We start from the raw sequence: 25,185 nt of genomic DNA, 5'->3' as shown, positions 1-25,185 counted from the left end.
TGTTGGTAGCGACAGAACTGCTATAGACTTACGCGGTGGCTCCGTGGCACTTTTTGTACTTCTTGCCGGAGCCGCAGGGGCACTCGTCGTTGCGGCCGACCTTTTCGCCAGCGTGACGAGGGCCGGTGCCGTTGGTTTCGGCAGAGGCTGAGCCTACGGAGCGGGCCTGCTCTAGTTCGCGTTGTTTCTTCTTTTGAAATTCGCGTTCGAGTGCATCGATAGTGGTGGAGGGAGCGCGGTTGGGTGGCGGTGCCGGTGCGTTTTGACGCGCGGCCGGAGCGTTGGTGTGTTGCGGTGGGCCGGATGGAGGAAGCGCGTTTTGGGGAGAGGCCGAGGCTAGCTGTTGCTGGGCTTGTTGGGCCTGGGCTAGAGCCTGCGCGTGGGCTTGTGCTTGTGCTAGCTGCTCGGCGGATTCGATGGGGGTGCCGTCGGGGCCGATGATCTGCATGCGGAAGAGGTGGCGTGCGGTGTCTTCCTGGAAGCGCATCATCATGCCTTCGAACATCTCGAAGGACTCTTTCTTGTAGGCGACGAGTGGATCTTGTTGGGCGTAACCGCGGAGGCCGATGCCTTCCTTGAGGTGATCCATTGCGAGGAGGTGATCCTTCCAGAGACCATCGAGGACCGAGAGCATGACGATGCGCTCGTGGTAGCGCATGGCTTCGGCGCCGAGGATCTGCTCCTTTATGTCGTAGCGGGCTCGAAGATTCTGGAAGATGGCTTCGCCTAGCTCGTGGCGATTGAGTGCGGTCGCGTCGATTTCTTTTTCGAGATGAGCGCCGAAGACGTCGTAGATCTGCGAGAAGAGAGGCTCGAGCTTCCACTCGTCGGCGTGGACCTTTTCGGGGGCGTTCTCGTCGAGGACGCTGGAGAGGATGGTGGAGGTGTAGTCGTCGGTGATGAGCTGCTTCTGATCGACGCCTTCCATGAGCTGGCGGCGAAGGCCGTAGACGGCTTCGCGCTGCTTGTTCATGACGTCGTCGTACTCGAGGACGTGTTTGCGGGATTCGAAGTTTTGAGTTTCGACGGCCTTCTGCGCGGCTTCGATGCGGCGGGAGATCATGCCGGATTCGATGGGGACGCCCTCTTCCATGCCGAGACGCTGGAGAAGCGTGGAGACCCACTCGCGGGCGAAGATGCGCATGAGGTCGTCTTCGAGCGAGAGGAAGAAGCGGGAGGAGCCGGGATCGCCTTGACGGCCGGCGCGTCCGCGAAGCTGATTGTCGACGCGGCGGGATTCGTGGCGTTCGGTGCCGAGGATGTGGAGGCCGCCTGCGCTGATGACGGATTCGTGCTCGGTTTTGGCTGCGCCATCGTGGGCGGCGGTGGCGGCGTCCCATGCGGCTTGTGTTGTTTCGAATTCCTGGCCGGTGTAGTAGAAGCGGACCATACCGGGGCCGGCTACGGGATTGATTGCGCCTTCGGCTGCGCTGACGGCGCGGGCTTGTTGTTTGCGGACGAGGTCTTGACGGGCCATGAACTCGGCGTTGCCGCCGAGGAGGATGTCGGTACCGCGGCCTGCCATGTTGGTGGCGATGGTGACCATGCCGAGACGACCGGCCTGGGCTACGATTTCGGCTTCTTTTTCGTGGAACTTTGCGTTGAGGACTACGTGGCGAACGCCTTTGCGTTTGAGGATCTCGGAGAGCAGCTCGGATTTTTCGATCGACGTGGTGCCGACGAGGACGGGCTGTTTTTCGCCGTGTAGACGGGCGATCTCGTCGGCTACGGCGAAGTATTTCTCCTTCGCGGTGCGGTAGACGACGTCGGGGTTTTCGATGCGGAGCATCTTGCGGTTGGTTGGGGTGACGACGATGTCGAGCTTGTAGATCTTGTCGAACTCCGCGGCTTCGGTCTCGGCCGTACCGGTCATGCCGCTGAGCTTTTTGTACATGCGGAAGTAATTTTGGAAGGTGATGGTGGCGAGCGTCTGGTCTTCCTTGCGGATGGCGACGCCTTCCTTGGCTTCGACGGCCTGGTGGAGTCCGTCGGACCAGCGGCGGCCGGGCATGAGACGGCCAGTAAATTCGTCGACGATGATGACCTCGCCCTCTTTGACGACGTACTCTACGTCGCGCTTGTAGAGGGAGTGGGCCTTGATGGCGACTTCGACGTGGTGCTTGAGGTCCCAGTTCTCGGGGTCTGCGATGTTGCCGATGCCGAGGAGGCCTTCGATCTTCTCCCAGCCCTCGTCGGTGACGGTGATGGAGCGGGTTTTTTCGTCAACGACGTAGTCGCCGGACCAGGTTTTGGTTTCGAGGGATTCGATGAGTTCGCCGAGCTCGAGCTTGGGGATGATGATGTTGACGCGGGCGTACTTGTCGGTGGTTTGGTCGGTGGGGCCGGAGATGATGAGCGGGGTGCGGGCTTCATCGATGAGGATGGAGTCGACTTCGTCGACGATGCAGTAATAGTGGCCGCGCTGAACCTGATCCTTGAGCTCGAACTTCATGTTGTCGCGGAGGTAGTCGAAGCCGAACTCGTTGTTGGTGCCGTAGGTGATGTCGGAGGCGTAGGCGTCGCGGCGCTGCTGGTCGTCGAGATCGTGGACGATGACGCCGACGGTGAGGCCGAGGAAACCGTAGATCTTGCCCATCCATTCGGCGTCGCGTTTGGCGAGGTAGTCGTTGACGGTGACTACGTGGACGCCGCGACCAGCGAGGGCGTTGAGGTAGCAGGGGAGGGTGGCGACGAGGGTTTTTCCTTCGCCGGTTTTCATCTCGGCAATCTTGCCGGAGTGGAGGACGATGCCGCCCAGGAGCTGGACGTCAAAGTGGCGCATGCCTACGGCGCGCTTGCCGGCTTCGCGGACGACGGCGAAGGCTTCGGGCAGGATGGCGGTGAGGGCTTCCTTTTCGGCGGCGTAACGCTCGTCGGCGTTCTCTGGGGTGTCGGCGATGTGGGAGATGGCCGCGGCGATGCGCTGGCGGAACTCGGCGGTCTTGTTGCGCAGAGCCTCGTCGGAGAGCGCCTGAATGGTCGGCTCGAGCGCGTTTATCTGCGCGACGGTAGGCTGGATGCGCTTGACGGCGCGTTCGTTACTGGTGCCAAAGACTTTTGCAATGACTGAGTTGAGCAAAACGATATCCTTCGGGGCGCATTTTGTCCCAAATACTAGTGTAAATGGTGCGGGAGGGTCGTGGGCTAACGGCTTGGCTGGCCGTTATTTACGCGGGAGAGAGTCGGGGCGCGGTTTAGGATTTCGAGCGCACGTAGACTGGGTCGCGTTTGAGGTAGGCAAAGCGGTATTTGGCGTCTTGTCCTGAGGGCGCGCAGAGATGGCCGGTGAAGGGGGCGTGGAGGACGTCGGTGCCGAAGGAGATCGCGACGAAGGCCGGGGAGTAACACTGGCTGTTGTCGTAGACTTCGCCGGAGACCCAGTGCAATTCGCCGGTGGCCTCGGCGTTCGCAGGGATGGCTACGGGGAGGATGATGGGGCCGGGGTGCATTCCGGGTGGGGATTCGAGGGAGATGGGAAGTTTGGTGTGAGAGGCGTCTTCGAAGACTAGCGCGGGCTGGCCGGAGACGGTGCAGGTTTGAGCACCGATGTTGCGTAGGACCAGGAGGGTGCCGGACTGCGACATACCGTCGAAGTTGCCGCCTTCGCTGTCGAAGGAGAGCGAAAGCTGCGCGGCGGTGCAGGCCAGCAGGGTCGACGCGGATTGCAGCGGGGTCGCGCTCGCGGAAGAGGCGAGGATGAGCACCACTGCGACTACTACATAGACCGCGTTCGAGGCTGGTTTGGTCACTGCGAGAATTTTAGTCTTTCTTTGCTGATCTGTTGAGATGTTTTCGTTGCGGTTGTATGCGGATGTTTATTTCGCTTGGTTGTCGGGCTCGAGGAAGCTGTATTCCTGTACGCAGCCTGGGAAAGTCGTTTGAACAGGTGCCTTCGGAGAGGGTAGCACTGATGATGTTTCGCGATGGTGAGAAGCGGAGGCACGATGTAAGCTGGCTTGTCAGTGCGGCTTTGGTTCAGGTGGAGCTTCTATGTTGAGTTACGCGCAGAGTAGCATGCTGGTGGTTGTGGCGATGCTGGTGTCAGTGTTCATGGTGCTGGTGCTCAACTGGGTGTGGCCGATTCCGAATCGTAAGCTTATCAACGATGTGACGGGATGGCAGCTGGGGATTCTGGGAACGACGTATGGCGTGATTCTGGGGTTCATGCTGTACACGGTGTGGATTGACTTTCGCGCGGCGGAGATCAATGCGGCGCAGGAGGCCAGCTCGCTGTTGAGTGTGACGCGGATTGCGTCGGCATTGCCGGCCGAGGAGCGGGAGGAGTTTCGAACGCTGGGGATGAAGTATGCCGATGCGGTGGTGCATCAGGAGTGGCCGGCGATGCAGCGCCAAGAGGAGAGTCGCGCTGGAGAGATGATCGAGGTAGATATGTGGAAGCTGCTTGCGGTGGTGAAGAACGACGCGAGTACGTCGAACAGTGTGGACCATCTGACCCAGGAGCTGAGTCAGCTTTCGGAGAGGCGGGGCTTGCGGGAGGAGCAGCTTCGAGTGCGGTTGCCGGTTGTGTTGTGGATTTTGCTGCTGGCGGGCGGAGGAGCGACGGTGCTGTCTTCGTGCATCCTGGGGAACGACAATAAATGGCTCCACTACTGCCAGGTGCTGGCGCTGACGTTTGTGGTTGCGGTGACGCTAACGGCGATTGCGGATCTGGCGAGACCGTTTGAGGGCTCGGTGACGGTGAGCCCGATTGCGTTTGAGCGCGTGCAGACGATCATGCAGCTGGATGCGCCACGGTAGCTGGAGTCACGTTCTGCGAAGGACGAGGAGCGTCATGTCGTCGACCTGGGGAGTTCCGGAGGCAAAGGAGTGGAGTGAAAAAAGGATGTCCTGTACGGCGGCCGCGGCGGAAGGCGAGTTTTGTTCGAGGACTGCGGCGAGGAGGCCCTGCTCTTCCCATTCGACACCGCGAGAGTTGATGGCTTCGGTGATGCCGTCGGTGTAGATGGTGAGGGTGTCGCCAGGGTTGAAGGCGAGGGTCTGCTCTTCGTAGGTAGCATCGGGGAGCAGGCCGAGGACAGGGCCGCCGCATTCGAGCCTGGTGACCTCGCTGTCGTTGAGCAGCAGAGGCGGATTGTGACCGGCGTTGACGTAGGTGAGGGTCTGCGCTGTGGGATCGTAGACGAAGAAGACGAGTGTGGCGTAGCGGCTGGCCGCGGAGGCTTCGTAGAGGAGGCGGTTGAGGTCTTCGATGACGGCGGTGACTGGGTCTTCGCGGTGATTGATCATGAGGCTGCGAAGCGAGGCGCGGAGGGTGGCCATGAGCAGGGCGGACGCAATGCCTTTGCCGCTGACGTCTGCGACGACACAGCAGAGGAGACCTTTCCAGGTGATGAAGAGGTCGTAATAATCGCCGCCGACCTCATCGGCGCTTTTATAAGTAGCTGCGGAGTCGATGCCGGGAACGGCGGGGAGAGACTGGGGCAAGAGTCGCTCCTGGACCTCGCGGGCGAGATCGAGTTCGCGGGTGACTTTGGCACGGTTGACGGCCTCTTCGCTGAGAGATTTTACGTGGCGGGCGGTCTCGAGACCGCGGCCCATCTGCTGGCTGAGTTCGCGGAGGAAGCGAAGCTCGTGGCGGAGGAAGTGCTTGCCCTCGGGTTTGGCTAGTGTGGCAAAGCCGCGTAAGCCAGTGCGGCCTTCGAAGGGTATGAGGAGTTGAGCTCCGAGGGCGTTGAGGGCGGCGATCTCATGGGAGGAGGCGAGGAGTTGCCAAGCGTCGGGCGTGTGCTTTTTGAAGGGGGAGGGCCTTCGTTCACGCTTGAGGCGGAGGATGGTGGCGGAGCTGGCGGGAAAGATGAAGCCGGAGGTAAGGTCGCGGGCGGCTCCCTGAGGGACGTAGTCGGAGTCTTCACGAAGCAGGATGTGGAAGGAAGAGAGGTGCAGGGCGGATGAGATGTTGCGGGGGCAGGTGACGAGCAATTCGTCAAGAGAGAGTGTGCGGCCGACTTCGAGCAGGATTTCTTCGAAGTGATCGCGAGAGGCATATCCGCTGGGGGTCAGCTTTTCCTTGAAGAAGCGGGTTATTTTCTTTTTTAGAGAAAGAGGTCTGTCGGTCATGTCAATTTTGGTGGAGCGGAGGCATGAAATCGCGGCCCCCTTATTGAAGCATAGGTATCTCCGTAGTTTCAGAGGTTCTTTTTTTAAAAGAAATGCGGGGAACGAGCACCACATTTTGCTGCGCAGTGATTTCTACGCAGGCAGAGTGCGAGGAGTTCCGTAAGAGTGGGTTTGGGTGACTAGTGGCCGCCCACGGCTTCGGGGTCGGGCTTGGCCATTTTGCTGGGCAGACGCATGATAAAGGGTAGCGGGGTAAGCAGGAAGATGGTGCACGCGAGGATGGCGAAGGCGTTTTTGTAGCTGAGCATGGAGGCCTGGCGGAGCATCTGCTGGTAGGCCTGGCCCATGGCCATCTGTGAGGCGTTGGCTGCGGACATTCCTTGCGACATCAGCATCTCTTTCATGTTGTCCATATAGAGGTTGTAAGGAACGCTGCCGCGGACGACGTTGGAGGAGAGAGCGACTTGCTGGACCTGCGAGTTGCGCGCGAGAAAGGTGGTGAGGAGCGCGGTACCGGCGCTGCCACCAAGATTACGTGCGAAGTTCGAAAGGCTGGAGATTTGATTGCTCTTGCTGGCGGGAACGCCGACGTAGTTGAGGGTGCTGATGGGGATGAAGATGAAGGCGAGGCCGATCACCTGCAACATACGCCAGAGGGTGACGGTGCCGAAGGCGGCGTTGAGGTCGAGGCGGGTGAGGTTGTAGATACCTATGGCTGTGACCAGATAGCCGAGGCAGACCATGAGGCGGGGATCGAATTTGCCGAGGCTGCGGCCGGCGACGAACATCATGATCATCATGACGAAGCCTGCGGGGGAGAGCACCATGCCGGCGCGTTCTGCGGTGTAGCCGAGTAGCCCCTGGAGATACTGAGGGATGAGGACGGTCGAGCCGAAGAGGACCATGCCAAGGACCAATTGTAAGAAGACGGCGGTGCCGAAGTTTCGATTTTTTAGCAGCTTGAGGTCGACGATTGGGTCGGGGTGGTGCCACTCCCACCAGGTGAAGAAGATGAGGGTGACGGCGGCGAGGATGGCGAAGGCGCGGATCATGGGGTCGCCGAACCAGTCTTTTTCCTGACCCTTGTCGAGGGTGAACTCGAGGCAGCCGACGCCCAGGGCCACGAGACCAAGGCCGAGGAAGTCGATTTTGAGGTGCTTGGCCTGCTCCCTGCGCTCTTTGAGGTGCGGTGGATCTTCGACCATGCGGTTGCTGAGGTAAAGCGAGATGAGGCCGATGGGGATGTTGATGAAGAAGATCCAGTGCCAGTTGAAGTTGTCGGTGATCCAGCCGCCGAGGGTGGGACCGATGGCGGGAGCGACGACCACAGCCATGCCATAGACCGCAAAGGCCTGCCCGCGCTTTTCAATGGGGAAGGTGTCGGCGAGGATAGCTTGTTCGCTAGGTGCGAGGCCGCCGCCGCCCGCGCCCTGAAGGATGCGCGCGACGATGAGAAGGGGAAGCGTGTTTGCGATGCCGCAGAGGAAGGAGCAGATGGTGAAGAGCGCGACACAGGTCATGTAGAAGCGCTTGCGGCCGAAACGGTTGGAGAGCCAGCCGGAGATAGGTAGTACTACGGCGCTCGAGACGAGATAGCTGGTGAGGACCCAGGTGGCTTCTTCCGAGCTTGCGCCGAGTGTGCCGGCGATGTGGGGCAGGGCGACGTTGGCGATGGAGGTGTCGAGGACCTCCATGAAGGTGGCGAGGGTGACCGTAAGGGCGATGGCCCAGGGGTTATGGTGCGGCTTCCAGGCAACTGGCGCGGCAAGGGCGGGTTTTGGCCGGGCGAGTGCTGGGGAGGGTGCGGTCATCGTTGCCATATCAGTCTCCTGATATGATATCAGCAGACTGATATGGTTTCTTTAAATTCGAACGGGAAAAGTAGACAGGCTGAGAGGAGACGGGCTGCGCTGATGATGAAGCGCATCCTAATTCATTTTCACAGCCAGATGGACGAGGCCCTGCGTCCTCAGGGAGTTACGATAGCGCAGCTGCGTTTGTTGAAGACGATTCGGGAAGAGCCGGGGGCGTCGGGGGCCCAGTTAGCTCGGTCGTGCTATATGACGCCGCAGTCTGCACAGTCGCTGCTGACGGGGCTTCAACGAGATGGATGGATTGTCCGGAGCAAAGGGCGAGGGAATGACCGGATCCTTGCGGCCCGTGTGACCCCTGAGGGAGAGAAGCTGCTGGAGACCGCGGAGAAGGCGGCGAAGTTAATCGAAGCGAAGTTGTGGCGGGGGGTGACCGAAGATTCGGTCGAGGCTTTGAATGGGGTGTTGGAGCAGTGTTTGGCGAATCTTGGGTCGGAATCGAATGGGGTCTAAATCGAACGGTTCTAATGGGTCTTAGGATTCGGCGGTGAGGGTTTTGAAAGAAGTCGGCCGGCATCAGGTTGGGCAGATGCCGGCTTGTGTCTATTCGGTTGATTTTTTGTGGAAGAGCGCGTGATTGATGTCGGGCCAGAACTCATGGAAGAGGAAGGTGCCGGCATCGATGCCGATGTTCTGGCCCCATCTGTCTGCTGTGTTGCCGAAGGTCCGCTCGCGCGATGGGTAGTAGAGGTTTGAGACGCCGGCTGCGGCACCAGCACCAACGACTTCACTGATGTTGAAGGTGTCGTGACCTGCGTCGTTGCGTGTGATGATGGCGCGGCTGAGAGAGTATCCTGCGCGTTTCCAGAAACCTCCTGTGCCCAGGGTGTAGTAGCGGGTGTCTTCGTGTGTGATGACGGGCACGATGAACTCGACGAAGTAGTTTTCGTTGGCTTGATCGACGAAGGCGTGCCAGTAATAACGGCCGTAGCCTGCCGCTCCCTGACCAAACTCCGGTGTGTTGTTGGTGGCCTGGTTGTAGCCTGCGACGATGCCTGGAAGGAAGATCGAGGAGTAGTCGAAGTTGTCGTGCGTGGCAGTGAGGAACTTCTCTTTTACGGTCTGCGGCGGGAGATGAACGTTTGCGCTGACGGCACGAAAGTTGGGAAATATGCCGAGGATGCGCTTGGTCTGCTGGCCTTCGCCCTGTGCGGCTTCGGCGGCTGAGTCGTGCGATGCCTGCTGAGCCTGGGCCTGGGGGGCGTCGGGATAGTCGGCGTTGCCGAGTGAGGATGAGGATGTTTCGATGCTTACTGTCTTGAGCGTGACTGGCTGATCCGAGAGGGAGGTAATGCTGTCCTGTGCGTGTGCGTTTCCGCAGAAAAGATACAGTGACAGGAACAAATTGGTGGTGCAGACTGCGTGGGATAGTTTTATTTTCATAGGCCTGGTCGTGTTCTTAGATAATTAGACGTGGATCTAGGATGTTTTGGCTAACTGAGAAGATTCATTCCGCCGTCATTTGATTGTCACACGCTCGAACCAGCGGTGTGACACGAGGTAGACGCAGATTTTCCCACTGTGATCTGTGCTTATCTGTGTTTGTCTCTGCCTAACGGAGGGTCGCGTGGAAGCGGAGACGAACGTAGTCTGCGGTCCAATTGCCGTTGGCGTCACATAGGATGGGCTCTAGCAGGGCGATGGTGTTGGTGACGGCAACGGCGCGATCGTGTGGATTGAGGCGGTCGAGGACGCCGTTGCGGAAGGTGTTGAGCCAGGACTCCATGCCGTTGGGTAGCGGCGTGGGGCGAGGAATGAGTTCGATCGATTGGACCGTGAAGCCGGCGGATTCGAGTAGTCGGCGATAGAGGGCGGGTGTGGGGAAGAAGCTCGCGGCGGTGGCCTCGGCATCGATGTGGAAGGGGGTGAGCGTGGCCTGGAGCGCTGTGCGGATTGCTGCGACGTTGCCGTGGCCGCCCATCTCGGCGACGAATCGGGCCTGTGGATTTTCGCTGCGGAGTGCGCGATGGACTCCTGAGAGCATTGCCTGGTGGCCGGAGATGCCGGTGATCCAGTGGAGCGCGGCGTTGGAGAAGACGGCGTCGAACTGATGGTTGTAGGGGAGGGCGGTGGCGTCGTGATGGTCTACAGAAAAGCTTGCGGGGCTGCGGAGGATGCGTTCATGGGCGGCGGCGAGCATGGAGGGTGAGGCGTCGACGCCGGTAACGATGGCGCCCGTCGCGGCGAGTTGTTCGGTGAGGGCACCGTCGCCACAGCCGAGATCGAGAATGTGTTCGCCTGCTTGTGGGGCGAGGAGTGCGACGACGCCCCCGGCGAGTGTGGCGACGAAGCGGCCGTTGGCGGCGTAGGCTTCGGTGTTCCAGGTCTGTCCGGTGGCGGGAGTCGTCATAGGGTCATTGTCCGACAGAGAGAGGGCGTCGATGAAGAAGATAAGAATTAACGACGGCCGGATAAGCGGAGCTGGATGGTTGGTCTTCGATTATCACGGTTTTTTGTCAGGGGATGGATGCGGTTCGGAGACCGGGCTTATCCAGATTTTTTGCGGTTCAATACTTCGAGAAGGACGACGGCTTCGTTGTGGTCGGTGTCCTTCGCGCTATAGAGGAGAGTGGCAGGTGCCTTGGCGATGGCTTGATGGAGCAGAGCCACCTGCTCGGAGTTATGTTTCAGCTCTGCCTGGTAGCGGGTTTTGAATTCGGCCCACTTTGCGGGGTCGTGAGCGAACCACTTTCGCAGATCGTTGGTGGGTGCGATCTCTTTGAGCCATAGGTCGACGCCGGCCTTTTCTTTGGTCAGGCCGCGTGGCCAGAGTCTGTCGACGAGAATGCGCGTGCCGTCTTCTTCGCAGGGTTCGTCGTAGACTCGTTTGATTCGGATGGTCAAGGTCGATTTTCCCGCCGGTGAAATCAGGAGCCGTAGCCGCGGTGCTTCATGGAGGCCAGTTCCTCGTTGCTGGGCCAGGAGATTGTCAGGAGAAAGACAGAGTCGCTCCGGGCTTCTACGTCGTGCCGGATAGAGGCGCCGAGGGTGAAGAGGGTTCCGGTGGGGAGATCGTGCGGCTTGCCGTTGACTGAGACGCGGATCTGACCCTTAAGGACGTGGAGAGAGAGGGTGCCGTCGGCGTGATGTTCTTTCATGCGGGCGTCGCTTTGCATAGAGATGAGGACGACTCTGAGGTCGTGTTTCTTGAATAGGGTCTTGGAGTAGAGGCCGGCTGGCCAGGGCTTTTTTTGCTCGGCGTCGGCAATCTCGCTGGCGAGGTCGAACTGCGCGATCTTGTCGATCATGGTGCCGTCTTGCTGGGAGGTTGTCATGGGCAGACGCTCCTTTGTTTGCTGAGAGTTTACTCCTCACACCGGAGAGATGCGATGGTGGATAGCGTGGACGAGAGCAAAGAGCGGTTGCGAGGCGGGGTGGGCGGTTGTTGCCTATACTTATGTTTCGCTGCGGTAGCAGATTGCGGCCGGCGGAAGAACGTTTTTGAGGAGTGGATCAGTGACTACGACGATGACAGCGGCAGTTGCGTTTGCGCGGGAGAATAAAGGGCGTTTTGTGGAGGAGCTGAAGGCGCTGTTGCGGATTCCTTCGGTGTCGACGGCTCCTGAACATGTGGGGGATGTGCGCCGAGCTGCGGAGTTTGTTGCCGCGGAGCTGAAGAGGATTGGGATGGAAAACGTTCGTCTGATTGAGACGACGACGGCGGGGCGGAAGGGGCATCCGATGGTGTATGCGGACTGGCTGCATGCGGCGCCGGGAGCTGATGGGAAGGCGAAGCCTACCGTGCTTTGCTATGGGCACTACGATGTGCAGCCGGCGGAGCCTCTGGATGAGTGGAAGACGCCGCCGTTTGAGCCTACGGAGCGCGATGGGAATATCTATGCTCGCGGTGCGGTGGATGATAAAGGGCAGATGTGGATGCATGTGAAGGCGCTTGAGTCGCTGATGTCGGCGGGTGGGGGGAAGCTTCCCGTGAATGTGCGTGTGATTGTCGAAGGCGAGGAAGAGGTTGGCGGCGAGGGGATCGCTGCGTTTGTGCGCGAGCATGGGGATCAACTGAAGGCTGATGTCGCGCTGGTGAGCGATACGGAGATGTTTGCACCAGAGTTGCCGACGCTGTGTGTGGGGCTTCGCGGGATGATCTATACGGAGATTGAAGCGCGTGGGGCGAAGGTGGATCTGCACTCGGGGATGTATGGCGGGGCGGCGCCGAATCCGTTTGTCGCTCTGGCGCAGGTGATTGCGAAGTTGAAGGATGAAAATGGAAAGATTTTGATTCCGGGGTTTTACGACAAGGTGCAGCAGCCTACTGCGGATGAGCTGAAGGCGTGGAAGGCGCTGCCGTTTGATGAAGAACACTATCGCCACACGGAGGTGGGGTCGACTGTATTGACGGGAGAGCCGGGGTTGAGTGTGCAGGAGCGGACGTGGGCGAGGCCGACGCTTGATGTGCATGGAATGCCGGGCGGATTTGTTGGGGTTGGGGCGAAGACTGTGATTCCCGCGAAGGCGGTGGCGAAGGTGAGCATGCGGCTGGTGCCGGATATGACGCCGGCGGAGAGCTTTGCGAAGTACAAGGCCTATGTTGAATCGATTGCGCCGAAGGGAGTGCAGCTCGAGGTGCGATTGATTCATGCGGGAGATCCGATTGTGGTGAGTACTGATAACGCTTACGTGAAGGCTGCTACGGAGGCGATGCGTGAGGTGTTTGGGAAGGAGACTGTGTTTGTACGTGGCGGCGGATCGATCCCGATTGTGGGGGATTTTGTGCGCGAACTGAAGATTCCGACCGTGATGATGGGGTTTGGGCTGCCGGATGACAACCTGCACGCGCCGAATGAGAAGTTTCATCTGGCGAACTTTCATCGGGGGATCGAATCGATTGTGCGGTTTCTGAGTGGTGTCGCGGCTTGATGCGGGAGGACCTGCCTCCGGTTGGTGGGTTTGTGCTCGCCGGGGGCAAGAGCTCGCGGATGGGGAGCGATAAAGCGCTTCTTGAGCTGGCGGGGAAGCCGCTTGTGCTGCATGCGACGACGAAGCTTCTACGGGTTTGCGCCGAGGTGAATGTTCTGGGCGGTGATACCGCACTGGGGCGATTTGCGCCATTGGTGCGGGATTTACATCCTGGATGTGGGCCGCTGGGGGGGATAGAGGCTGCGCTGCGGAGCTCGAAGTGCGACTGGAACTTGGTGCTGCCTGTGGATGTGCCGTTTCTGCCTACCTTTCTTCTGGATAACTGGTTGTGGTCGGTATTGCACAATTCTGCGGGTGAGGTCAGACTTTCGATGCTTGCAGTTGACGGTGCTCCGCAGCCTGCGTTGCTGATCATTCATCGAGAGATCGCGAGCTACCTGACTGCTTTTTTGGAGCGCGGGGAGTTTAAGTTGCTTCCGGCGCTTCGGTCGGCGTGCGATGAGATTGCGGCCAAACGGAATGTGAAGAGTGAAAGGGTTTTTGTGGAGATGCAGTGGGACGATCCATCTGCTCCGACTGTGACGGGCGACGGAGAGACGTGGCGAACGCCGACAGAAGCTCAGTGTAAGAACTCGGTTCGCTGGTTTGCGAACCTGAATACTCCGCAGGAGTTTGCAGACGCGGAACGGCATGTCGATGCGTTGGATACTTAGCGGGGGCGATGCGTTAGGCTAGATTTACGTCGTGATTTGGTTGGTGGGAGTGGTGATTATGGCTGAGCCGGATAAGAAGTTAGAGGGAGAACAGGTCGAGGTCACCGCGGATACGCCGCTTATTGAAAGCGTGTCGGAGGATGTGTCAGCAGAGGTCGGTGACTTTATTCAGCAGGCAGCTCAGCAGAATGAGGCGGCTGCGGACGCTTTGCCGGATGTGAAGAATAAGCCTGGGCCGTATATCTCGTTCGAGCATGTGTATAAGTCGTTCGGTGAGTTTGTGGTGTTGGAGGATGTGAGCTTCTACGTCTACCCGGGGGAGACGCTGTGCATTCTTGGCCGAAGCGGCGTGGGCAAGTCGGTTTCGCTTCAGATGCTGCTGGGTTTTTTGAAGCCGGATAAAGGAATGATCAAGGTCGCGGGTGAGAATATCTGTGGCTTCCAGGAGAAAGAGTTACAAGAGATTCGTCGGAAGGTGACGATGGTCTTTCAGAATGGAGCGTTGTTCGACTCGATTACGGTGGGGGAGAACGTCGCTTTTCCGATGCGCGAGCGCGGAGAGATGGCGGAAGACCAGATTCTGCAGGTAGTGAAGGGACTGCTGGAGATGGTGGGCGTGGCGGGGATGGAGGGCCTGCTGCCGTCCGACTTGTCGACCGGGATGAAAAGGTCGGTGGCGATTGCGCGGGCGTTGGCATCACAACCCGAGGCGGTGTTGTACGACGAGCCTACAACTATGGTGGACCCTCTAATGGCACATCTTCTTGGAGATTTAATCGAGCGGTTAAAACAGCAACTGCACCTGACCAGTATCGTTGTGACGCACGACATGCGACTGGCGAAGAAGTTGGCAGATCGAGTTGTGTTTTTGAGTGCAGGGAAGGCGATTTTCTTTGGAACCATGGAAGAAATGGAGCGAAGTCAGGACCCTATCCTTCAGGAGTTTCTGGCGCTTGACGAGTTGGTTACCCCAGTCTAGGAATTGTGAAGCGAGAGGCTACTTTTCTGGCTAAATCGACTTCAGTGAGTGCTTATACCGATGGTGCAAAGTATTGCGGTAACTGTTGCCAAGCTCCTGTCTGAGACGTATGCTCGAAGTAACACCAGTAATTCAAGTGACCCGCACAAACTGTAGCGATTTGCTTTTTTTAATCGACGGTATTCCTGAGCTCCGATTCAGGCATCCTAACGACTTAAGGCCCAGGATTATAAGTTGAAAGGCGTTCGCTATGGCGACACCGGATTATCTGCAGCAGGTCATTGTCTCAGAGAGAAAATACGCAGGCAATGGAAGGCGCGCGTCGAGAGCTGGCGGCGTATTCCGCAGGCCGTCGATCACTAGTACGGTCTGGGCGTCTCTTGACCTCGTGACGGTGGTGATTGCGGCGCTGGTGGCGTTACGATTTCGTGTGCAGCCGCCTGCCGATGTTTCTACTCTGCGTGTGTTACCGCACCTCATCAAATCTTCTCCAAATCTGCTGCCCTTCTACATCGGTTGGTATGGGGTCTGTCTGATCTTCTTTACGCGGTCATACAACCTGTATGGAACGATTCAGCACCACAGCGCGTTACATGAACAAAGGATGACGATCCAAGCCTCGTTGACCTCGGGGCTGCTCTTGTGTGGGACGCTTTACCTGTCGAGTGGCGAGGCGATCTCGCGGATCGTGGTTGCGTTGATGGTGTTGTTTACGACGGTGCTGCTGTGCTTGCGGCGCGCGTTGTGGCGGAAAATGGTCTACCGGCGATTCCGTGCGGGGATCGAGACGCGAAATGTTTTGATCGTGGGAGCAGGGCGTGTGGGGCATGCACTGAGGAACCATATCGACACACTGCAGCACCTGGGCTTTCGTTTCAAAGGCTTTGTTGCCTTGACCGAGCGCGAGGCGGAGTCCGGCAATGCGGACATGGTGGGTGATGTGAGGAACTGCCTGTCGCTGGCGCGGTCGCTGTTTGTAGATGAGATCTTTTTTTCTGTGCCGGCTGAAGAGAAGATGGTCATCAGCATGGTGGAGGAGGCTCGGATTGCGGGTATCGATGTCCGTGTGGTTCCGGATATGTATGACGGCCTGGCGTGGAATGCAAGGGTGGAGTATGTCGGCCAGTTTCCGACGATTCCATTGCATCGCAGGCATTTTCCAATGGGCGGATTCTTGTTGAAGCGGGTGCTCGACACTACGGTATCGGTGGTTGGTCTGTTGGTGACTTCGCCGATTATGTTGGCGATCGCTCTCGCGATTCGGTTGGACGGCCCCGGACCGATTTTTTACAAAGCGCAGAGGATTGGCCGAAAAGGGCGCACCTTCTCCTGTTACAAGTTCCGGACGATGGTGCAGAACGCGGACAAGCTGAAGGCAGATCTGGAACATATGAACGAGCGCGACAGTGTGCTGTTCAAGATCAAGAAAGATCCTCGGATCACTCGGGTCGGTAAAGTGTTGCGGAAGTATTCGCTGGACGAATTGCCACAGTTTTATAACGTGCTGAAGGGCGATATGAGCCTGGTCGGACCGAGGCCCCCCATGGCGGCTGAGGTGGAACAGTACGACCTTTCGCACCTGCGGCGGTTGGATGTGCTGCCGGGAATTACCGGATTATGGCAGGTGGAGGCGCGGCAGGACCCCTCGTTCGATAGTTACATTTCGCTCGATACGGCTTATGTGGAGAACTGGAACTTGATGATGGATCTTCGGATTCTGGCACGTACGGTGGGTGTGGTGTTAAGCGGGACGGGCTCCTAAATCGTTTTTTTGCGAGATTTGTAGATACCGCTTTTTCATGGGAAGACGGTATTGTGAGCCGCGGCTTCGATGTACGCCAAAACGAAAACATAATCTAAGCGGTAGACTTGAAGAGTGAAGATAGCGCTTGCCCAGATCAACCCGACGGTGGGGGACTTCGCCGGGAATACGAAGAAGATTCTTGAATATGCGGCTCGTGCCGAAGCTCTAAGCGTGGGTCTTGTGGTCTTTCCTGAACTGGCCGTGTGCGGCTATCCGCCAGCGGATCTTCTGGAAAAGGCGTCGTTTGTCGCGCGGGCCGAAGAGGTGGCGGCTGAGCTTGCAGAGTGGACCGCGGGTGTGGGGCGACCAGCGATTCTGTGCGGAACGGTGATGGCCACCAAAGCGAGTGTGGGCAAGCAGGTGAGGAATGTCGCGGCGCTGCTCGACGGGGGCAAGTTGAGCTTCGTGCAGCAGAAGATGCTGCTGCCGTTTTATGACGTTTTCGATGAGCAGAGATACTTTGAGCCAGCAGTGGAACAGACGCTGGTCTGTGTACGCGGTGAGCCGCTGGCCATCACCATCTGTGAGGACGCGTGGAACGACAAGAGTTTCTGGCCGCGGCAGATGTATACGGTGGATCCGGTTGAGAAGCTGATGGGGAAGTGGGAGGCGCAGTCGAAGGATCTGGTGGGCCGGCAGCGGGTTATTTTGAATATCTCAGCTTCGCCATATTGGCAGGGAAAGCCGCAGGTGCGCCAGAGCATGCTAGCTGCCCTGGCTCAGCGACATGGTGCGTTTGTGGCGATGGCTAATCAGGTGGGCGGCAATGACAGCCTAGTGTTTGACGGCTCATCTCTGGTGATTCGACCGGATGGCGAGGTGGTGGTGCAGGCTGCTTCGTTTGTCGAGGACCTGATTGTCTTCGATACCGAGGATGGAGCGGCTGTTGCAGCCGAGAAGCCGGTGGATGAAGTTGCTGCGATGTGGGATGCGCTGGTGCTTGGGACGCGGGACTATGTGAGGAAGTGTGGATTCAGCAAGGTGCTGGTGGGGCTGAGCGGGGGGATTGATTCGGCGCTGGTGGCGGCGATTGCGGTGGAGGCACTGGGCAAGGAGAACGTGATCGGTGTCGGGATGCCCACGGAGTACTCGTCGCTGGGCTCGATTGAGGATGCGAAAAAACTGGCGAAGAATCTTGGCGTGAGATTTGAGTTGCTGCCGGTTCATGACGTGTTCGCGCAGTTTCAGTTTTTGTTGCAGCCGCTATTCAAGGGGACACCGTTTGGACTGGCGGAAGAGAATCTGCAGCCTCGGATCCGCGGGACGCTGCTGATGGCGTTGTCGAATAAGTTCGGCGCGCTGGTGCTGACGACCGGGAATAAGAGCGAGATGTCAACCGGGTACTGCACGTTGTACGGCGACATGGTGGGTGCTCTGGCGGTAATTGGCGACGTCATGAAGACGCGGGTGTATGCGCTGAGCCGGTATGCGAACCGTGCGGGAGAGGTTATACCTCGGGCGACGATCTCGAAGCCTCCGTCGGCGGAGTTGCGACCGGGGCAGCAGGATACGGACTCGTTGCCGCCATATGACGTGCTCGATCCGATACTCGAGGCGTATGTGGAGCGGTACTGTTCGGCGGAGCAGATTGCCGAGGAGCAGGGCGTGGATGTGGCGCTGGTGAGATCGGTTCTGCAGCTGGTGGAGAAGAGCGAATATAAGCGGCAGCAGGCGGCTCCGGTGTTGAAAGTTACGAGAAAGTCGTTCGGAATGGGACGGCGATTTCCCATTGCGGTCAAAGTTCAGGTGTAATAGAGGAGCTGCGCGCATAGCGGCGGCGGAGGATGGTGTCTTTGAAGATTTCACAGTGGATGTTGGCAGGATTCGTGACGGCTCTAAGCGTTACGGTAACGGCGGGTGCGCAAACAGGGGCAGGAGCGGCGGCACAGCCGGCTCCGGCAGCGCAATCGGCACCGGCGGCACAGAAGGCTGGCGCTCCGTTGCAGTTGCAGAGCCTGGGACAGCAGACAAAGGCAGATCCATTTCCACCTGTGAATGAGAAGTTCTTTACGGCTTCTACGCCGACGGTGGATACGGTCAACGGTTTTTTGAAGGCGTTGTGGGGATATGATCCGAACCGCATCTGGCGGGTCGAGGCGATTCAGACTACCGCTGCTCCGAATGTGAGCAAGGTGGTGGTGTTTGTTTCGGACAAGAGTCCCAACGCAAAGGTGCAGCCGACAGCGTTTTTTGTGACACCGGATGGAAAGCATGCGGTTGCAGGCGATGCGGTCGTGCCGTTTGGCGTTACGCCATTCGCGGATCTGCGTAAGACGCTGCAGGCTCGCGCTGATGGTGCGACGCGTGGCGCGACGAGCAAGGATCTTCTTTTGGTCGAGTTTGCGGATCTGCAGTGCCCGCACTGCAAGGAAGCTCAATCCACGATGGACCAGCTGTTGAAGGACTTCCCGAACGCGCGTGTTGTGTACCAGAGCTTTCCGCTGGTCGATCTGCATCCGTTCGCGTTCAAGGCAGCGGCGTATGGGTACTGCGTGCAGAAACAGAAGAACGATGCGTACTTTGTTTACTCCGCGGCGGTGTTCGATACCCAGGGCGCTTTGACTCCGGAGACAGGGGATCAGACGCTGAAGGACGCGGTGACCAAGGCTGGGCTGGATCCGGCGGCGATCGATGCTTGTGCAGCGACTCAGGCGACCAAGGACCAGGTGACTGCTTCGATCAAATTGGCGCAGGATGTGAATGTCGAGCAGACGCCGATGCTTGCGGTGAATGGACATCTGTTGCCGCTGACTGGGATTCCTTACGAGACGTTGAAGACGATTGTGTCGTACCAGGCGTCGCTTGATGGAGTTAGCACGGGCGCGACAGGAGCGGCGGTGGGAAGCAGTTCGAACCCACCGACTTTAGGCAAGTAAGTAGAGATTGATTCAAAAGCCCCGGTCTTCCGACTGGGGCTTTTTTGTTTAGCTGGAAGAATTATTTAGCGGTGGTGGCGGTCGCCGATGAGTTTGACGGCGGCGAGAAGAAGCGTGAGGAAGCCTGTGGGGAGGCAGCCCATGGCGAGCATCAGCGAGAGCCAGCCGAGGTTTGTGTGGGGACCCTGGCGGGTGATGCCACCAAATGTCGTGAAGATGAGTGCGGCTGCGATGGCTCCGGTGCCGAAGATGAGGAGGCCGGTACGGAGGAGCTTGCGAGTGTCTGGCTGCATAGGGTGAGACGATTCCAGGCGGATGATGACGGGGATGGCGTTAGCGATAGGAGGCCAGCATGGCGTAGACGATGACGCCGGAGACGGAGACATAGAGCCATATCGGATAGGTCCAGCGCGCAAGGCGGCGATGCGCAGGAAAGCGGCCGGTGAGCGAGAGAAAGAAAGTAATCAGGATCATGGGAAGGCAGACGACGGCAAGAAGAATGTGCGGTGTCAGCAGAATCCAAAGATAGATGAAGCGAGCGATGGGATAGGCCCTGGGGAAGAGCATGTCGCCATGCAGGATGTGGTTCACGATGTAAGCGACGAGAAAGACGCTCGAGACGATGAAGGCGCCGAACATGCTGTTTCTGTGTGCAGTGATCTGGCGGCGACGGATGTAACGAAAGCCAAGGACAAGGAAGAAGGCACAAAGGGCATTGAGGACGGCGTCGAGTGCCGGCAGGAAGGCCAGGTGCGTTCCGGCGACGTCGACCGGAGGATGATAGTAGACCAGCCAGGCGAGGAAGAGCGAGGCAACTGCACTGATTCCGATGATGGCGGTGATGACTGAGGGTGGGGTGCGATAGTCGGGACTGACTGCGACGATGGGTGCGGGCATTTCGTTCCTTACTGGGTAGAAGATGGGTTAGAAGAGCAGGCGGCCCTGTGCGTTGAGAATCATGGCGAGCATCAGCAAGGGCAGATAGAGAACCGAGGTTTTGAGAAGATTGCGGGCGAGCGCGGTGTTGTCGGCCTCGTTGGAACCATGCAGAATGCGGGCAAAGCGGATGGTCGCATAGAGATACCAGAGGCCGAGAAGGGTCGCGACGATGGTGTAAGGGAGTCCAGTGATGTGGAACCAGCTGAGCCAAAGGCTGGTTGGGATCATGAGGACTGCGTAGAAGAGGGCTTGAACGACGGTGCTTTGCGCGGCGTAGCGGGCGTTCGGAAGATTTGGGGTGAGGCGGATTCCGGCGCGGGCGTAGTCTTCGCGGTACATCCAGCCGATGGCCATGAAGTGTGGGAACTGCCAGACGAAGAGGATGGCGAAGAGGGCGACGCCGGGCCACTCGATGACCCCGCGCGCGGCGGTCCAGCCGATGAGGGGCGGAAGAGCGCCTGGGAAGGCCCCGATGAAGGTGTTGATGGTGGTGACGCGCTTGAGCGGGGTGTAGATGGCGACGTAGCCGATGGCAGTGAGCAACGTCAGGGTGCCGGTGAGGAGGTTGGTGGTGTAGGCCAGATAGAGCGCGCCGAGAAACGTTGCTGCGAAGCCGAGGATGAGGCCGTGGGCGAGAGAGATGCGGCCAGCTGCCATGGGGCGGTCGGCGGTGCGGCGCATGAGTGAATCTGATTTTCGCTCGAGTGCCTGGTTGAGCGCGCTGCTGCCGCAGGTGACTACCGCGATTCCGATAAGCGCTTGCAGAAAACCTGCGTGGAAGGGACTGATTCCGCTACGGAGGCTGCCTAGATAGAAGCCGGCTCCAGCGGTGATGATGACCATCGTGGAGATGCGCAGTTTGAACAGGGTGGCGTAGTCGGCGAGCAGCGAGTGCGGCTTCGCGGGAGCGAGGACGTGATCGGTTGTCGCGGAGGTAGCCACAGAGTAAGGATAACGCGTTTGAGGTGCGGCGACGGGTTTGGCGTCGCCGCCTGGGCGCTATTCGGCAGACTCTCCGTGGACGGCTTCGGCGGCCATGGACTGCTTGGCCTGAGGGCGGAGGAGAGGGAAGAGGATGACGTCGCGAATGGATTTGGAGTTGGTGAGGAGCATGGTAAGGCGGTCGATGCCGATGCCTTCGCCAGCCGTGGGAGGCAGGCCGTAGCCGAGGGCGCGTACGTAGTCTTCGTCCATCTGGTGGGCCTCCGCGTCACCGCGGGCTTTTTCGGCCATCTGCTGCTCGAAGCGGGTCCGCTGGTCGTCGGGATCGTTGAGCTCGGAGAAGGCGTTGCCGACCTCGAAGCCGCCGATGTAGAACTCGAAGCGCTCGACCCAGTCTGGTTCGTCGGGCTTGTTCTTGGAGAGCGGGCTAACAGCCAGGGGAAAGTCATAGATGATGGTGGGCTGGATCAGCGGCTCCTCGATGCCCATCTCACCGCCACGCAGGGCTTCGGCTCGCAGCTCGAAGAGGTCGGAGATGGCTTTGCCGTAGGGTGCGCCCTTGTCGAGGACGAACTCGCGAACGAAGTGACAGTCCGCGCCGAGCCGATTGAGGGCGCGATCGAAGGAGGACTTTTCCGGATCGGCAAACTTCGCGCCTTCATTGAGCAGTGCTCTGAACTTTTCTTCGGAGGAAAAATCGTCGAACTTCGGCTGAATGGGTGCGTTTGGTGGCCACCACTTCATAATGGCCTCGCGCATGGAGAGTCTCGTCCATTTGCCTAGGTCGATCTCGTGGCCGTTGAAGTGGGTGATCGTGGTTCCATTAACTTCCTTGGCGACGTAGATGATGAGCTCCTCGCTGAGCTTCATCAGGTCGTGATAGTTCGCGTAGGCCTGGTAGAACTCGAGCATCGTGAACTCGGGGTTGTGGCGGGTGCTGATGCCTTCGTTGCGGAAGTTGCGATTGATCTCGTAGACGCGGTCCATGCCGCCGACGACGAGGCGCTTGAGGTAGAGCTCGGGCGCGATGCGGAGGAAGAGGTCGAGGTCGAGCGCGTTGTGGTGCGTGGTGAAAGGCTGAGCGGCTGCGCCTCCGGCCACTTGGTGCATCATGGGGGTTTCGACTTCGAGGTAGCTGCGTTGGTCGAAGAATTTGCGGATCGCGCGGAGGATCGCGGCACGCTTGACGAAGACTTCACGGACGTTCGGGGTTTCGGGCTCGGTTGCTTCGGGCAGCGTTTCGTTTGAGCTGGGGGCTTTGGATGCGCCGGTGTTCATGAAGAGATCGACGTAGCGCTGGCGATAGCGGAGTTCGGTGTCTTCGAGGCCGTGGTACTTGTCCGGGAGAGCGAGCATGGCCTTGGTTAGGAAGGTGATCGCAGGTAGATTGGCAAAGCTCCCGACGTGGACGGTGAGCTCGCCGGTGCGGGTGCGGAAGAGGCGGCCGCGGACACCGATGTGGTCGCCGAGGTCGAGGAGTTTGTAGAGCGCGAAGGCGTTTTCTCCGACGTCATCTTTGCGCACGTAGATCTGAAAGCGCTGGCCGCCCTGCTGAAGTTGCGCGAAGCCGGCTTTGCCCTGAACGCGAATCGCCATAATGCGGCCAGCGATGCTTACGTTGATCGGGTCGGCGTCAAACTGTTCGGCGGTGAGGGAGTCGTAGGCGGCGCGAAGCTCCGGGACGGTGTGGCTGGCAGCGTAGTGATTGGGATAGGTTGCTTCGGCGTGGCTGAGGCCGTCGAGCTGGCCGAGGGCAGCGATCTGCTGAAGCTTGTCGCGACGCTGCTGGTAAAGATTCTTTTCGAACTCCGACTCGTACACAGGGATTCCTTTGGCTTGATGTTGCTGACAACTCAGTATAGCGAGGCGAACCGAGAGGATCTTGTCGAGAGAAGTGTGCCATAAGGGAGTGTGCGTGGTGTAATGGTGCTGCTATGGCGGATGACGGAGCAGGGAAGAGCGAGAATGGCACGGGCGGCGGGGGGAAGGGTGCGCTCGGCGAGCTGGTGAAGGCGGAGTCAATGATTCAGTTGGCGATTGCGCTGCCGGCTGGGTGCGTGATCGGGTGGCTGGTGGGGAGTTGGCTGGATCGGCACTTTCATCAAAGCTGGATTTCGATTGTGGGGATTCTGCTGGGGGCTGTGGCTGGATTTACGCAGATCTTCAGGACGGCATCGCGGTACATCAAGCGTGGATAACGGGTTGGAAGAGGGCGATTTTGTGAGAACGTTGGAGAGCTTCAGCGACGCGGACTTCAAGCGGACAATCTGGAGCGCGCTGCGGTTGCTGGTGGTGATTACTGCGATTGCGGCCCCGGTGATCTGGTGGAAGATGGGATGGCAGTCGGCGGTGTTGCTGCTGGTGGGATCGCTGATCTCGGGGTCGGGCTTGTTCGAGTGGCTGCGGCTGATGACCGCCGTGATGGTGAGGATGGACGGCGGGGGGAAAGTGAAGCCGATGGGACTGATTTTGTTCGGTTTCTTCCTGCGGCTGGGGCTGACCGTGGTGCTGCTTTATGTTAGCCTTAAGATTCTGAATGGTTCGGTCTACGCGCTTGCCGCTGGCCTCGCTCTGGGTGTGTTTGCACTGACGGTCGAGGGTTTGAGGCTTATGAAAGCGTGGACGGTTTAGGCCGGGCGTTCGCAGATTACGTTTCGCAGAAGCTAATTTTTATATGCCGACACAGACACTCTTCACCCAATTTTTGAATCAGCACTTCGGTGCGTTTACGACCTCGTTTCTGCAGGCGCTGCACGTGCAGCCGAAGCACCCGGCATATCCGATTACGGATGCGTTTTCGATGGAGTTGCTGGTGTTTCTGGTTCTGGTCGCTTACTTCATCCTGGTGCGGATGACGTTGAGCGTCGAAAAGCCGGCCGGTGTGCAGCATCTGGCGGAGATTACCCATGAGTTCGTCTCGGAGCAGGGCTCGCAGATTATCGGGCATGGATCTGAGCGGTTCACGAGCTATCTGACGGCTCTGGGTCTGTTCATCCTGCTGGCGAACCTGATGGGGATTATCCCCGGGTTGAAGTCGCCTACTGCGTATGCGGTGGTTCCGCTCGGATTTGCGCTTGTTACATTCTTTTACTACCACTACCACGGTATTCGGGAGAATGGCTGGGCGTATGTCAAGCAGTTTCTGGGACCGGTGTGGTGGTTGTACCCGCTACTGCTGCCGATTGAAATCATCTCGCACCTTGCTCGCGTCCTGTCGCTCACGGTTCGTCTTTACGCCAATATGTTTGCGGGCGATCTGGTAACGCTGGCCTTCTTTTCGCTGGTGCCGGTGGGAATTCCGTTGATCTTTCTTGGGCTGCACCTTGGCGTTGCCGTGGTACAGGCTTACGTGTTCTTCCTACTTGCGGCGATCTATCTTTCGCTGGCAACGGCGCACGATCACTAGTGTTTCGCGCGGCTCGGGGCTAAACCCTGGGCTACTAAGTTTCGCTGCGTTGGGGCCTCCTCTCGCAGTGTGCAACAACACCGCATAGCGTGAGGGTGCCAGCACGGTGAGCATCAACCACCCACTGGCGGCGTATCCACGGAGGCAGGAGTAACACCATGAAGAAGTTGCAATATCTGTTTATGTCGTTGGCCGCGCTGCTTTTTGCGACGCCGGCTTTTGCGCAGGGCGCTGCCGCTGTTAGCCCCGGAGCCCAGTGGGTTCCTCTGGCTGCCGGTCTTGGCATGGCGTTGGCTGCTGGTCTTTGCGGTCTGGGTCAGGGTAAGGCGACCGCGTCGGCAACTGAGGCGCTGGCACGCAACCCGGGCGCTCGTCCTGGAATCTTTATCTTCCTGATTCTTGGTCTCGCGTTTATTGAGTCGCTGGCGCTGTTCACCTTCGTCATCATCTTCTTGAAGGTTCAGTAAGCTTCTGGATTGTTATTGGGAAAGGCCTCCGCTTCTGCGGGGGCCTTTTTTGGGGTCGGGTGTGTCCTGCCGGACGGGCCCGCTGCGCGCGGAGCGGGCACTTCGTGACTTTTACACCCCTTCGGCTGGGCCTCCCGCTGGTCGGCAATTATGATTCCGACCAACGAGAGGACCACCGCAGCTTGTCCTGCCTGGACCGGTATACGCGTCACGAAGTGACCCGAGCGCCCGTCCGGCA

Annotated in this window: 24 protein-coding genes; 12 read left to right on the top strand and 12 right to left on the bottom strand. The window is 58.9% G+C overall.

Translation table 11 applies throughout. The features are described from left to right. Window positions 1-28 precede the first annotated feature (28 nt). Together secA and RBB77_RS16680 are read right to left on the bottom strand one after the other, a co-directional pair. Window positions 29-3,079 (bottom strand): preprotein translocase subunit SecA, encoded by a 3,051-nt coding sequence (gene secA, locus RBB77_RS16685; RefSeq protein ID WP_353062869.1) that lies wholly within the window; start codon window positions 3,077-3,079, stop codon window positions 29-31. A gap of 115 nt (window positions 3,080-3,194) precedes the next feature. Further along, window positions 3,195-3,749: a DUF4232 domain-containing protein gene (locus tag RBB77_RS16680; protein WP_353062868.1), complete on the bottom strand. Its 555-nt coding sequence runs from the start codon at window positions 3,747-3,749 to the stop codon at window positions 3,195-3,197. 241 nt (window positions 3,750-3,990) lie between these two features. Here RBB77_RS16680 and RBB77_RS16675 point away from each other — a divergent pair, with 241 nt between their 5' ends. Beyond that, window positions 3,991-4,758, top strand: a complete 768-nt coding sequence (locus RBB77_RS16675; RefSeq protein WP_353062867.1) for a DUF4239 domain-containing protein — start codon at window positions 3,991-3,993, stop codon at window positions 4,756-4,758. Window positions 4,759-4,764: 6 nt separating this feature from the next. Here RBB77_RS16675 and RBB77_RS16670 read toward each other — a convergent pair whose 3' ends face one another. Beyond that, complete coding sequence (locus RBB77_RS16670; protein ID WP_353062866.1) at window positions 4,765-6,078, bottom strand: PP2C family protein-serine/threonine phosphatase; 1,314 nt, start codon at window positions 6,076-6,078, stop codon at window positions 4,765-4,767. Window positions 6,079-6,257: 179 nt separating this feature from the next. Continuing rightward, entirely contained in the window at window positions 6,258-7,889 is a 1,632-nt protein-coding gene (locus RBB77_RS16665) for a DHA2 family efflux MFS transporter permease subunit (RefSeq protein ID WP_353067650.1), read from the bottom strand. 102 nt (window positions 7,890-7,991) lie between these two features. Here RBB77_RS16665 and RBB77_RS16660 point away from each other — a divergent pair, with 102 nt between their 5' ends. Continuing rightward, entirely contained in the window at window positions 7,992-8,402 is a 411-nt protein-coding gene (locus tag RBB77_RS16660) for a MarR family winged helix-turn-helix transcriptional regulator (RefSeq protein ID WP_353062865.1), read from the top strand. A gap of 90 nt (window positions 8,403-8,492) precedes the next feature. Here RBB77_RS16660 and RBB77_RS16655 read toward each other — a convergent pair whose 3' ends face one another. The 4 genes from RBB77_RS16655 to RBB77_RS16640 all read right to left on the bottom strand — a co-directional run bounded on the left by RBB77_RS16655 (window position 8,493) and on the right by RBB77_RS16640 (window position 11,224). After that, window positions 8,493-9,332, bottom strand: a complete 840-nt coding sequence (locus RBB77_RS16655; RefSeq protein WP_353062864.1) for a hypothetical protein — start codon at window positions 9,330-9,332, stop codon at window positions 8,493-8,495. A gap of 169 nt (window positions 9,333-9,501) precedes the next feature. Further along, entirely contained in the window at window positions 9,502-10,299 is a 798-nt protein-coding gene (locus tag RBB77_RS16650) for a class I SAM-dependent methyltransferase (RefSeq protein ID WP_353062863.1), read from the bottom strand. A gap of 137 nt (window positions 10,300-10,436) precedes the next feature. Continuing rightward, the gene (locus RBB77_RS16645; protein WP_353062862.1) at window positions 10,437-10,793 is read right to left on the bottom strand and encodes a DUF488 domain-containing protein; all 357 of its coding nucleotides are present in this window, start codon (window positions 10,791-10,793) and stop codon (window positions 10,437-10,439) included. Between the two features lie 23 nt (window positions 10,794-10,816). Further along, window positions 10,817-11,224 carry a cupin domain-containing protein gene (locus RBB77_RS16640; RefSeq protein WP_353062861.1) on the bottom strand — a complete coding sequence of 136 codons (408 nt, stop codon included), beginning with the start codon at window positions 11,222-11,224 and terminating at the stop codon, window positions 10,817-10,819. A gap of 193 nt (window positions 11,225-11,417) precedes the next feature. On the opposite strand from RBB77_RS16640, the gene RBB77_RS16635 reads away from it, so the two are divergent. The 6 genes from RBB77_RS16635 to RBB77_RS16610 all read left to right on the top strand — a co-directional run bounded on the left by RBB77_RS16635 (window position 11,418) and on the right by RBB77_RS16610 (window position 19,193). Continuing rightward, window positions 11,418-12,821, top strand: a complete 1,404-nt coding sequence (locus RBB77_RS16635) for a dipeptidase (RefSeq protein ID WP_353067649.1) — start codon at window positions 11,418-11,420, stop codon at window positions 12,819-12,821. Next, a complete protein-coding gene (mobA, locus tag RBB77_RS16630) occupies window positions 12,821-13,534 on the top strand; it encodes a molybdenum cofactor guanylyltransferase (protein WP_353062860.1) in 714 nt (237 codons plus the stop codon). The genes RBB77_RS16635 and mobA overlap by 1 nt, the downstream gene beginning before the upstream one ends. Before the next feature lie 58 nt (window positions 13,535-13,592). Next, window positions 13,593-14,513 (top strand): ABC transporter ATP-binding protein, encoded by a 921-nt coding sequence (locus tag RBB77_RS16625; RefSeq protein WP_353062859.1) that lies wholly within the window; start codon window positions 13,593-13,595, stop codon window positions 14,511-14,513. Window positions 14,514-14,763: 250 nt separating this feature from the next. Further along, a complete protein-coding gene (locus RBB77_RS16620) occupies window positions 14,764-16,275 on the top strand; it encodes a sugar transferase (RefSeq protein WP_353062858.1) in 1,512 nt (503 codons plus the stop codon). 114 nt (window positions 16,276-16,389) lie between these two features. After that, on the top strand, window positions 16,390-18,069 hold the full coding sequence (locus RBB77_RS16615; protein ID WP_353062857.1) for an NAD+ synthase: 1,680 nt from the start codon (window positions 16,390-16,392) through the stop codon (window positions 18,067-18,069). A gap of 32 nt (window positions 18,070-18,101) precedes the next feature. Beyond that, entirely contained in the window at window positions 18,102-19,193 is a 1,092-nt protein-coding gene (locus tag RBB77_RS16610) for a thioredoxin domain-containing protein (RefSeq protein WP_353062856.1), read from the top strand. A 65-nt stretch (window positions 19,194-19,258) separates the two neighbouring features. Here the strand turns inward: RBB77_RS16610 and RBB77_RS16605 are convergent, their stop codons facing one another. From RBB77_RS16605 to RBB77_RS16590, 4 genes are read right to left on the bottom strand one after another with little or no spacing between them, the layout of a single operon-like run. Then, window positions 19,259-19,486, bottom strand: coding sequence for a hypothetical protein (locus RBB77_RS16605; protein ID WP_353062855.1), 228 nt, complete (start codon window positions 19,484-19,486; stop codon window positions 19,259-19,261). Between the two features lie 40 nt (window positions 19,487-19,526). Further along, window positions 19,527-20,090 carry a DUF420 domain-containing protein gene (locus tag RBB77_RS16600; RefSeq protein WP_353062854.1) on the bottom strand — a complete coding sequence of 188 codons (564 nt, stop codon included), beginning with the start codon at window positions 20,088-20,090 and terminating at the stop codon, window positions 19,527-19,529. 27 nt (window positions 20,091-20,117) lie between these two features. After that, window positions 20,118-21,074 (bottom strand): heme o synthase, encoded by a 957-nt coding sequence (cyoE, locus tag RBB77_RS16595; RefSeq protein ID WP_353062853.1) that lies wholly within the window; start codon window positions 21,072-21,074, stop codon window positions 20,118-20,120. A gap of 57 nt (window positions 21,075-21,131) precedes the next feature. Next, complete coding sequence (locus RBB77_RS16590) at window positions 21,132-22,895, bottom strand: lysine--tRNA ligase (protein WP_353062852.1); 1,764 nt, start codon at window positions 22,893-22,895, stop codon at window positions 21,132-21,134. Window positions 22,896-23,008: 113 nt separating this feature from the next. Here RBB77_RS16590 and RBB77_RS16585 point away from each other — a divergent pair, with 113 nt between their 5' ends. The 4 genes from RBB77_RS16585 to RBB77_RS16570 all read left to right on the top strand — a co-directional run bounded on the left by RBB77_RS16585 (window position 23,009) and on the right by RBB77_RS16570 (window position 24,947). Beyond that, window positions 23,009-23,272, top strand: coding sequence for an AtpZ/AtpI family protein (locus RBB77_RS16585; RefSeq protein WP_353062851.1), 264 nt, complete (start codon window positions 23,009-23,011; stop codon window positions 23,270-23,272). Between the two features lie 22 nt (window positions 23,273-23,294). Then, window positions 23,295-23,705, top strand: coding sequence for a hypothetical protein (locus tag RBB77_RS16580; protein WP_353062850.1), 411 nt, complete (start codon window positions 23,295-23,297; stop codon window positions 23,703-23,705). A 43-nt stretch (window positions 23,706-23,748) separates the two neighbouring features. Then, a complete protein-coding gene (atpB, locus tag RBB77_RS16575) occupies window positions 23,749-24,480 on the top strand; it encodes a F0F1 ATP synthase subunit A (protein WP_353062849.1) in 732 nt (243 codons plus the stop codon). Window positions 24,481-24,638: 158 nt separating this feature from the next. Then, window positions 24,639-24,947 (top strand): ATP synthase F0 subunit C, encoded by a 309-nt coding sequence (locus tag RBB77_RS16570; RefSeq protein ID WP_183788973.1) that lies wholly within the window; start codon window positions 24,639-24,641, stop codon window positions 24,945-24,947. The last annotated feature ends 238 nt before the right edge of the window (window positions 24,948-25,185 follow it).

Origin of the sequence: Tunturibacter psychrotolerans (assembly GCF_040359615.1) — a bacterium.
Taxonomy (GTDB): domain Bacteria; phylum Acidobacteriota; class Terriglobia; order Terriglobales; family Acidobacteriaceae; genus Edaphobacter; species Edaphobacter psychrotolerans.
Note: the sequence above shows the minus strand (reverse complement) of the source record. Positions and strands in the feature narration are given on the sequence as shown.

Bases quoted from the DNA above. Each gene is read 5' to 3' on its own strand.
- RBB77_RS16675 (WP_353062867.1), top strand. From the start codon at position 3,991: ATGTTGAGTTACGCGCAGAGTAGCATGCTGGTGGTTGTGGCGATGCTG.
- RBB77_RS16670 (WP_353062866.1), bottom strand. From the start codon at position 6,078: ATGACCGACAGACCTCTTTCTCTAAAAAAGAAAATAACCCGCTTCTTC.
- RBB77_RS16665 (WP_353067650.1), bottom strand. From the start codon at position 7,889: ATGACCGCACCCTCCCCAGCACTCGCCCGGCCAAAACCCGCCCTTGCC.
- RBB77_RS16660 (WP_353062865.1), top strand. From the start codon at position 7,992: ATGATGAAGCGCATCCTAATTCATTTTCACAGCCAGATGGACGAGGCC.
- RBB77_RS16655 (WP_353062864.1), bottom strand. From the start codon at position 9,332: ATGAAAATAAAACTATCCCACGCAGTCTGCACCACCAATTTGTTCCTG.
- RBB77_RS16650 (WP_353062863.1), bottom strand. From the start codon at position 10,299: ATGACGACTCCCGCCACCGGACAGACCTGGAACACCGAAGCCTACGCC.
- RBB77_RS16640 (WP_353062861.1), bottom strand. From the start codon at position 11,224: ATGACAACCTCCCAGCAAGACGGCACCATGATCGACAAGATCGCGCAG.
- RBB77_RS16635 (WP_353067649.1), top strand. From the start codon at position 11,418: ATGACAGCGGCAGTTGCGTTTGCGCGGGAGAATAAAGGGCGTTTTGTG.
- mobA (WP_353062860.1), top strand. From the start codon at position 12,821: ATGCGGGAGGACCTGCCTCCGGTTGGTGGGTTTGTGCTCGCCGGGGGC.
- RBB77_RS16625 (WP_353062859.1), top strand. From the start codon at position 13,593: ATGGCTGAGCCGGATAAGAAGTTAGAGGGAGAACAGGTCGAGGTCACC.
- RBB77_RS16620 (WP_353062858.1), top strand. From the start codon at position 14,764: ATGGCGACACCGGATTATCTGCAGCAGGTCATTGTCTCAGAGAGAAAA.
- RBB77_RS16610 (WP_353062856.1), top strand. From the start codon at position 18,102: ATGGTGTCTTTGAAGATTTCACAGTGGATGTTGGCAGGATTCGTGACG.
- RBB77_RS16605 (WP_353062855.1), bottom strand. From the start codon at position 19,486: ATGCAGCCAGACACTCGCAAGCTCCTCCGTACCGGCCTCCTCATCTTC.
- RBB77_RS16600 (WP_353062854.1), bottom strand. From the start codon at position 20,090: ATGCCCGCACCCATCGTCGCAGTCAGTCCCGACTATCGCACCCCACCC.
- RBB77_RS16585 (WP_353062851.1), top strand. From the start codon at position 23,009: ATGGCGGATGACGGAGCAGGGAAGAGCGAGAATGGCACGGGCGGCGGG.
- atpB (WP_353062849.1), top strand. From the start codon at position 23,749: ATGCCGACACAGACACTCTTCACCCAATTTTTGAATCAGCACTTCGGT.
- RBB77_RS16570 (WP_183788973.1), top strand. From the start codon at position 24,639: ATGAAGAAGTTGCAATATCTGTTTATGTCGTTGGCCGCGCTGCTTTTT.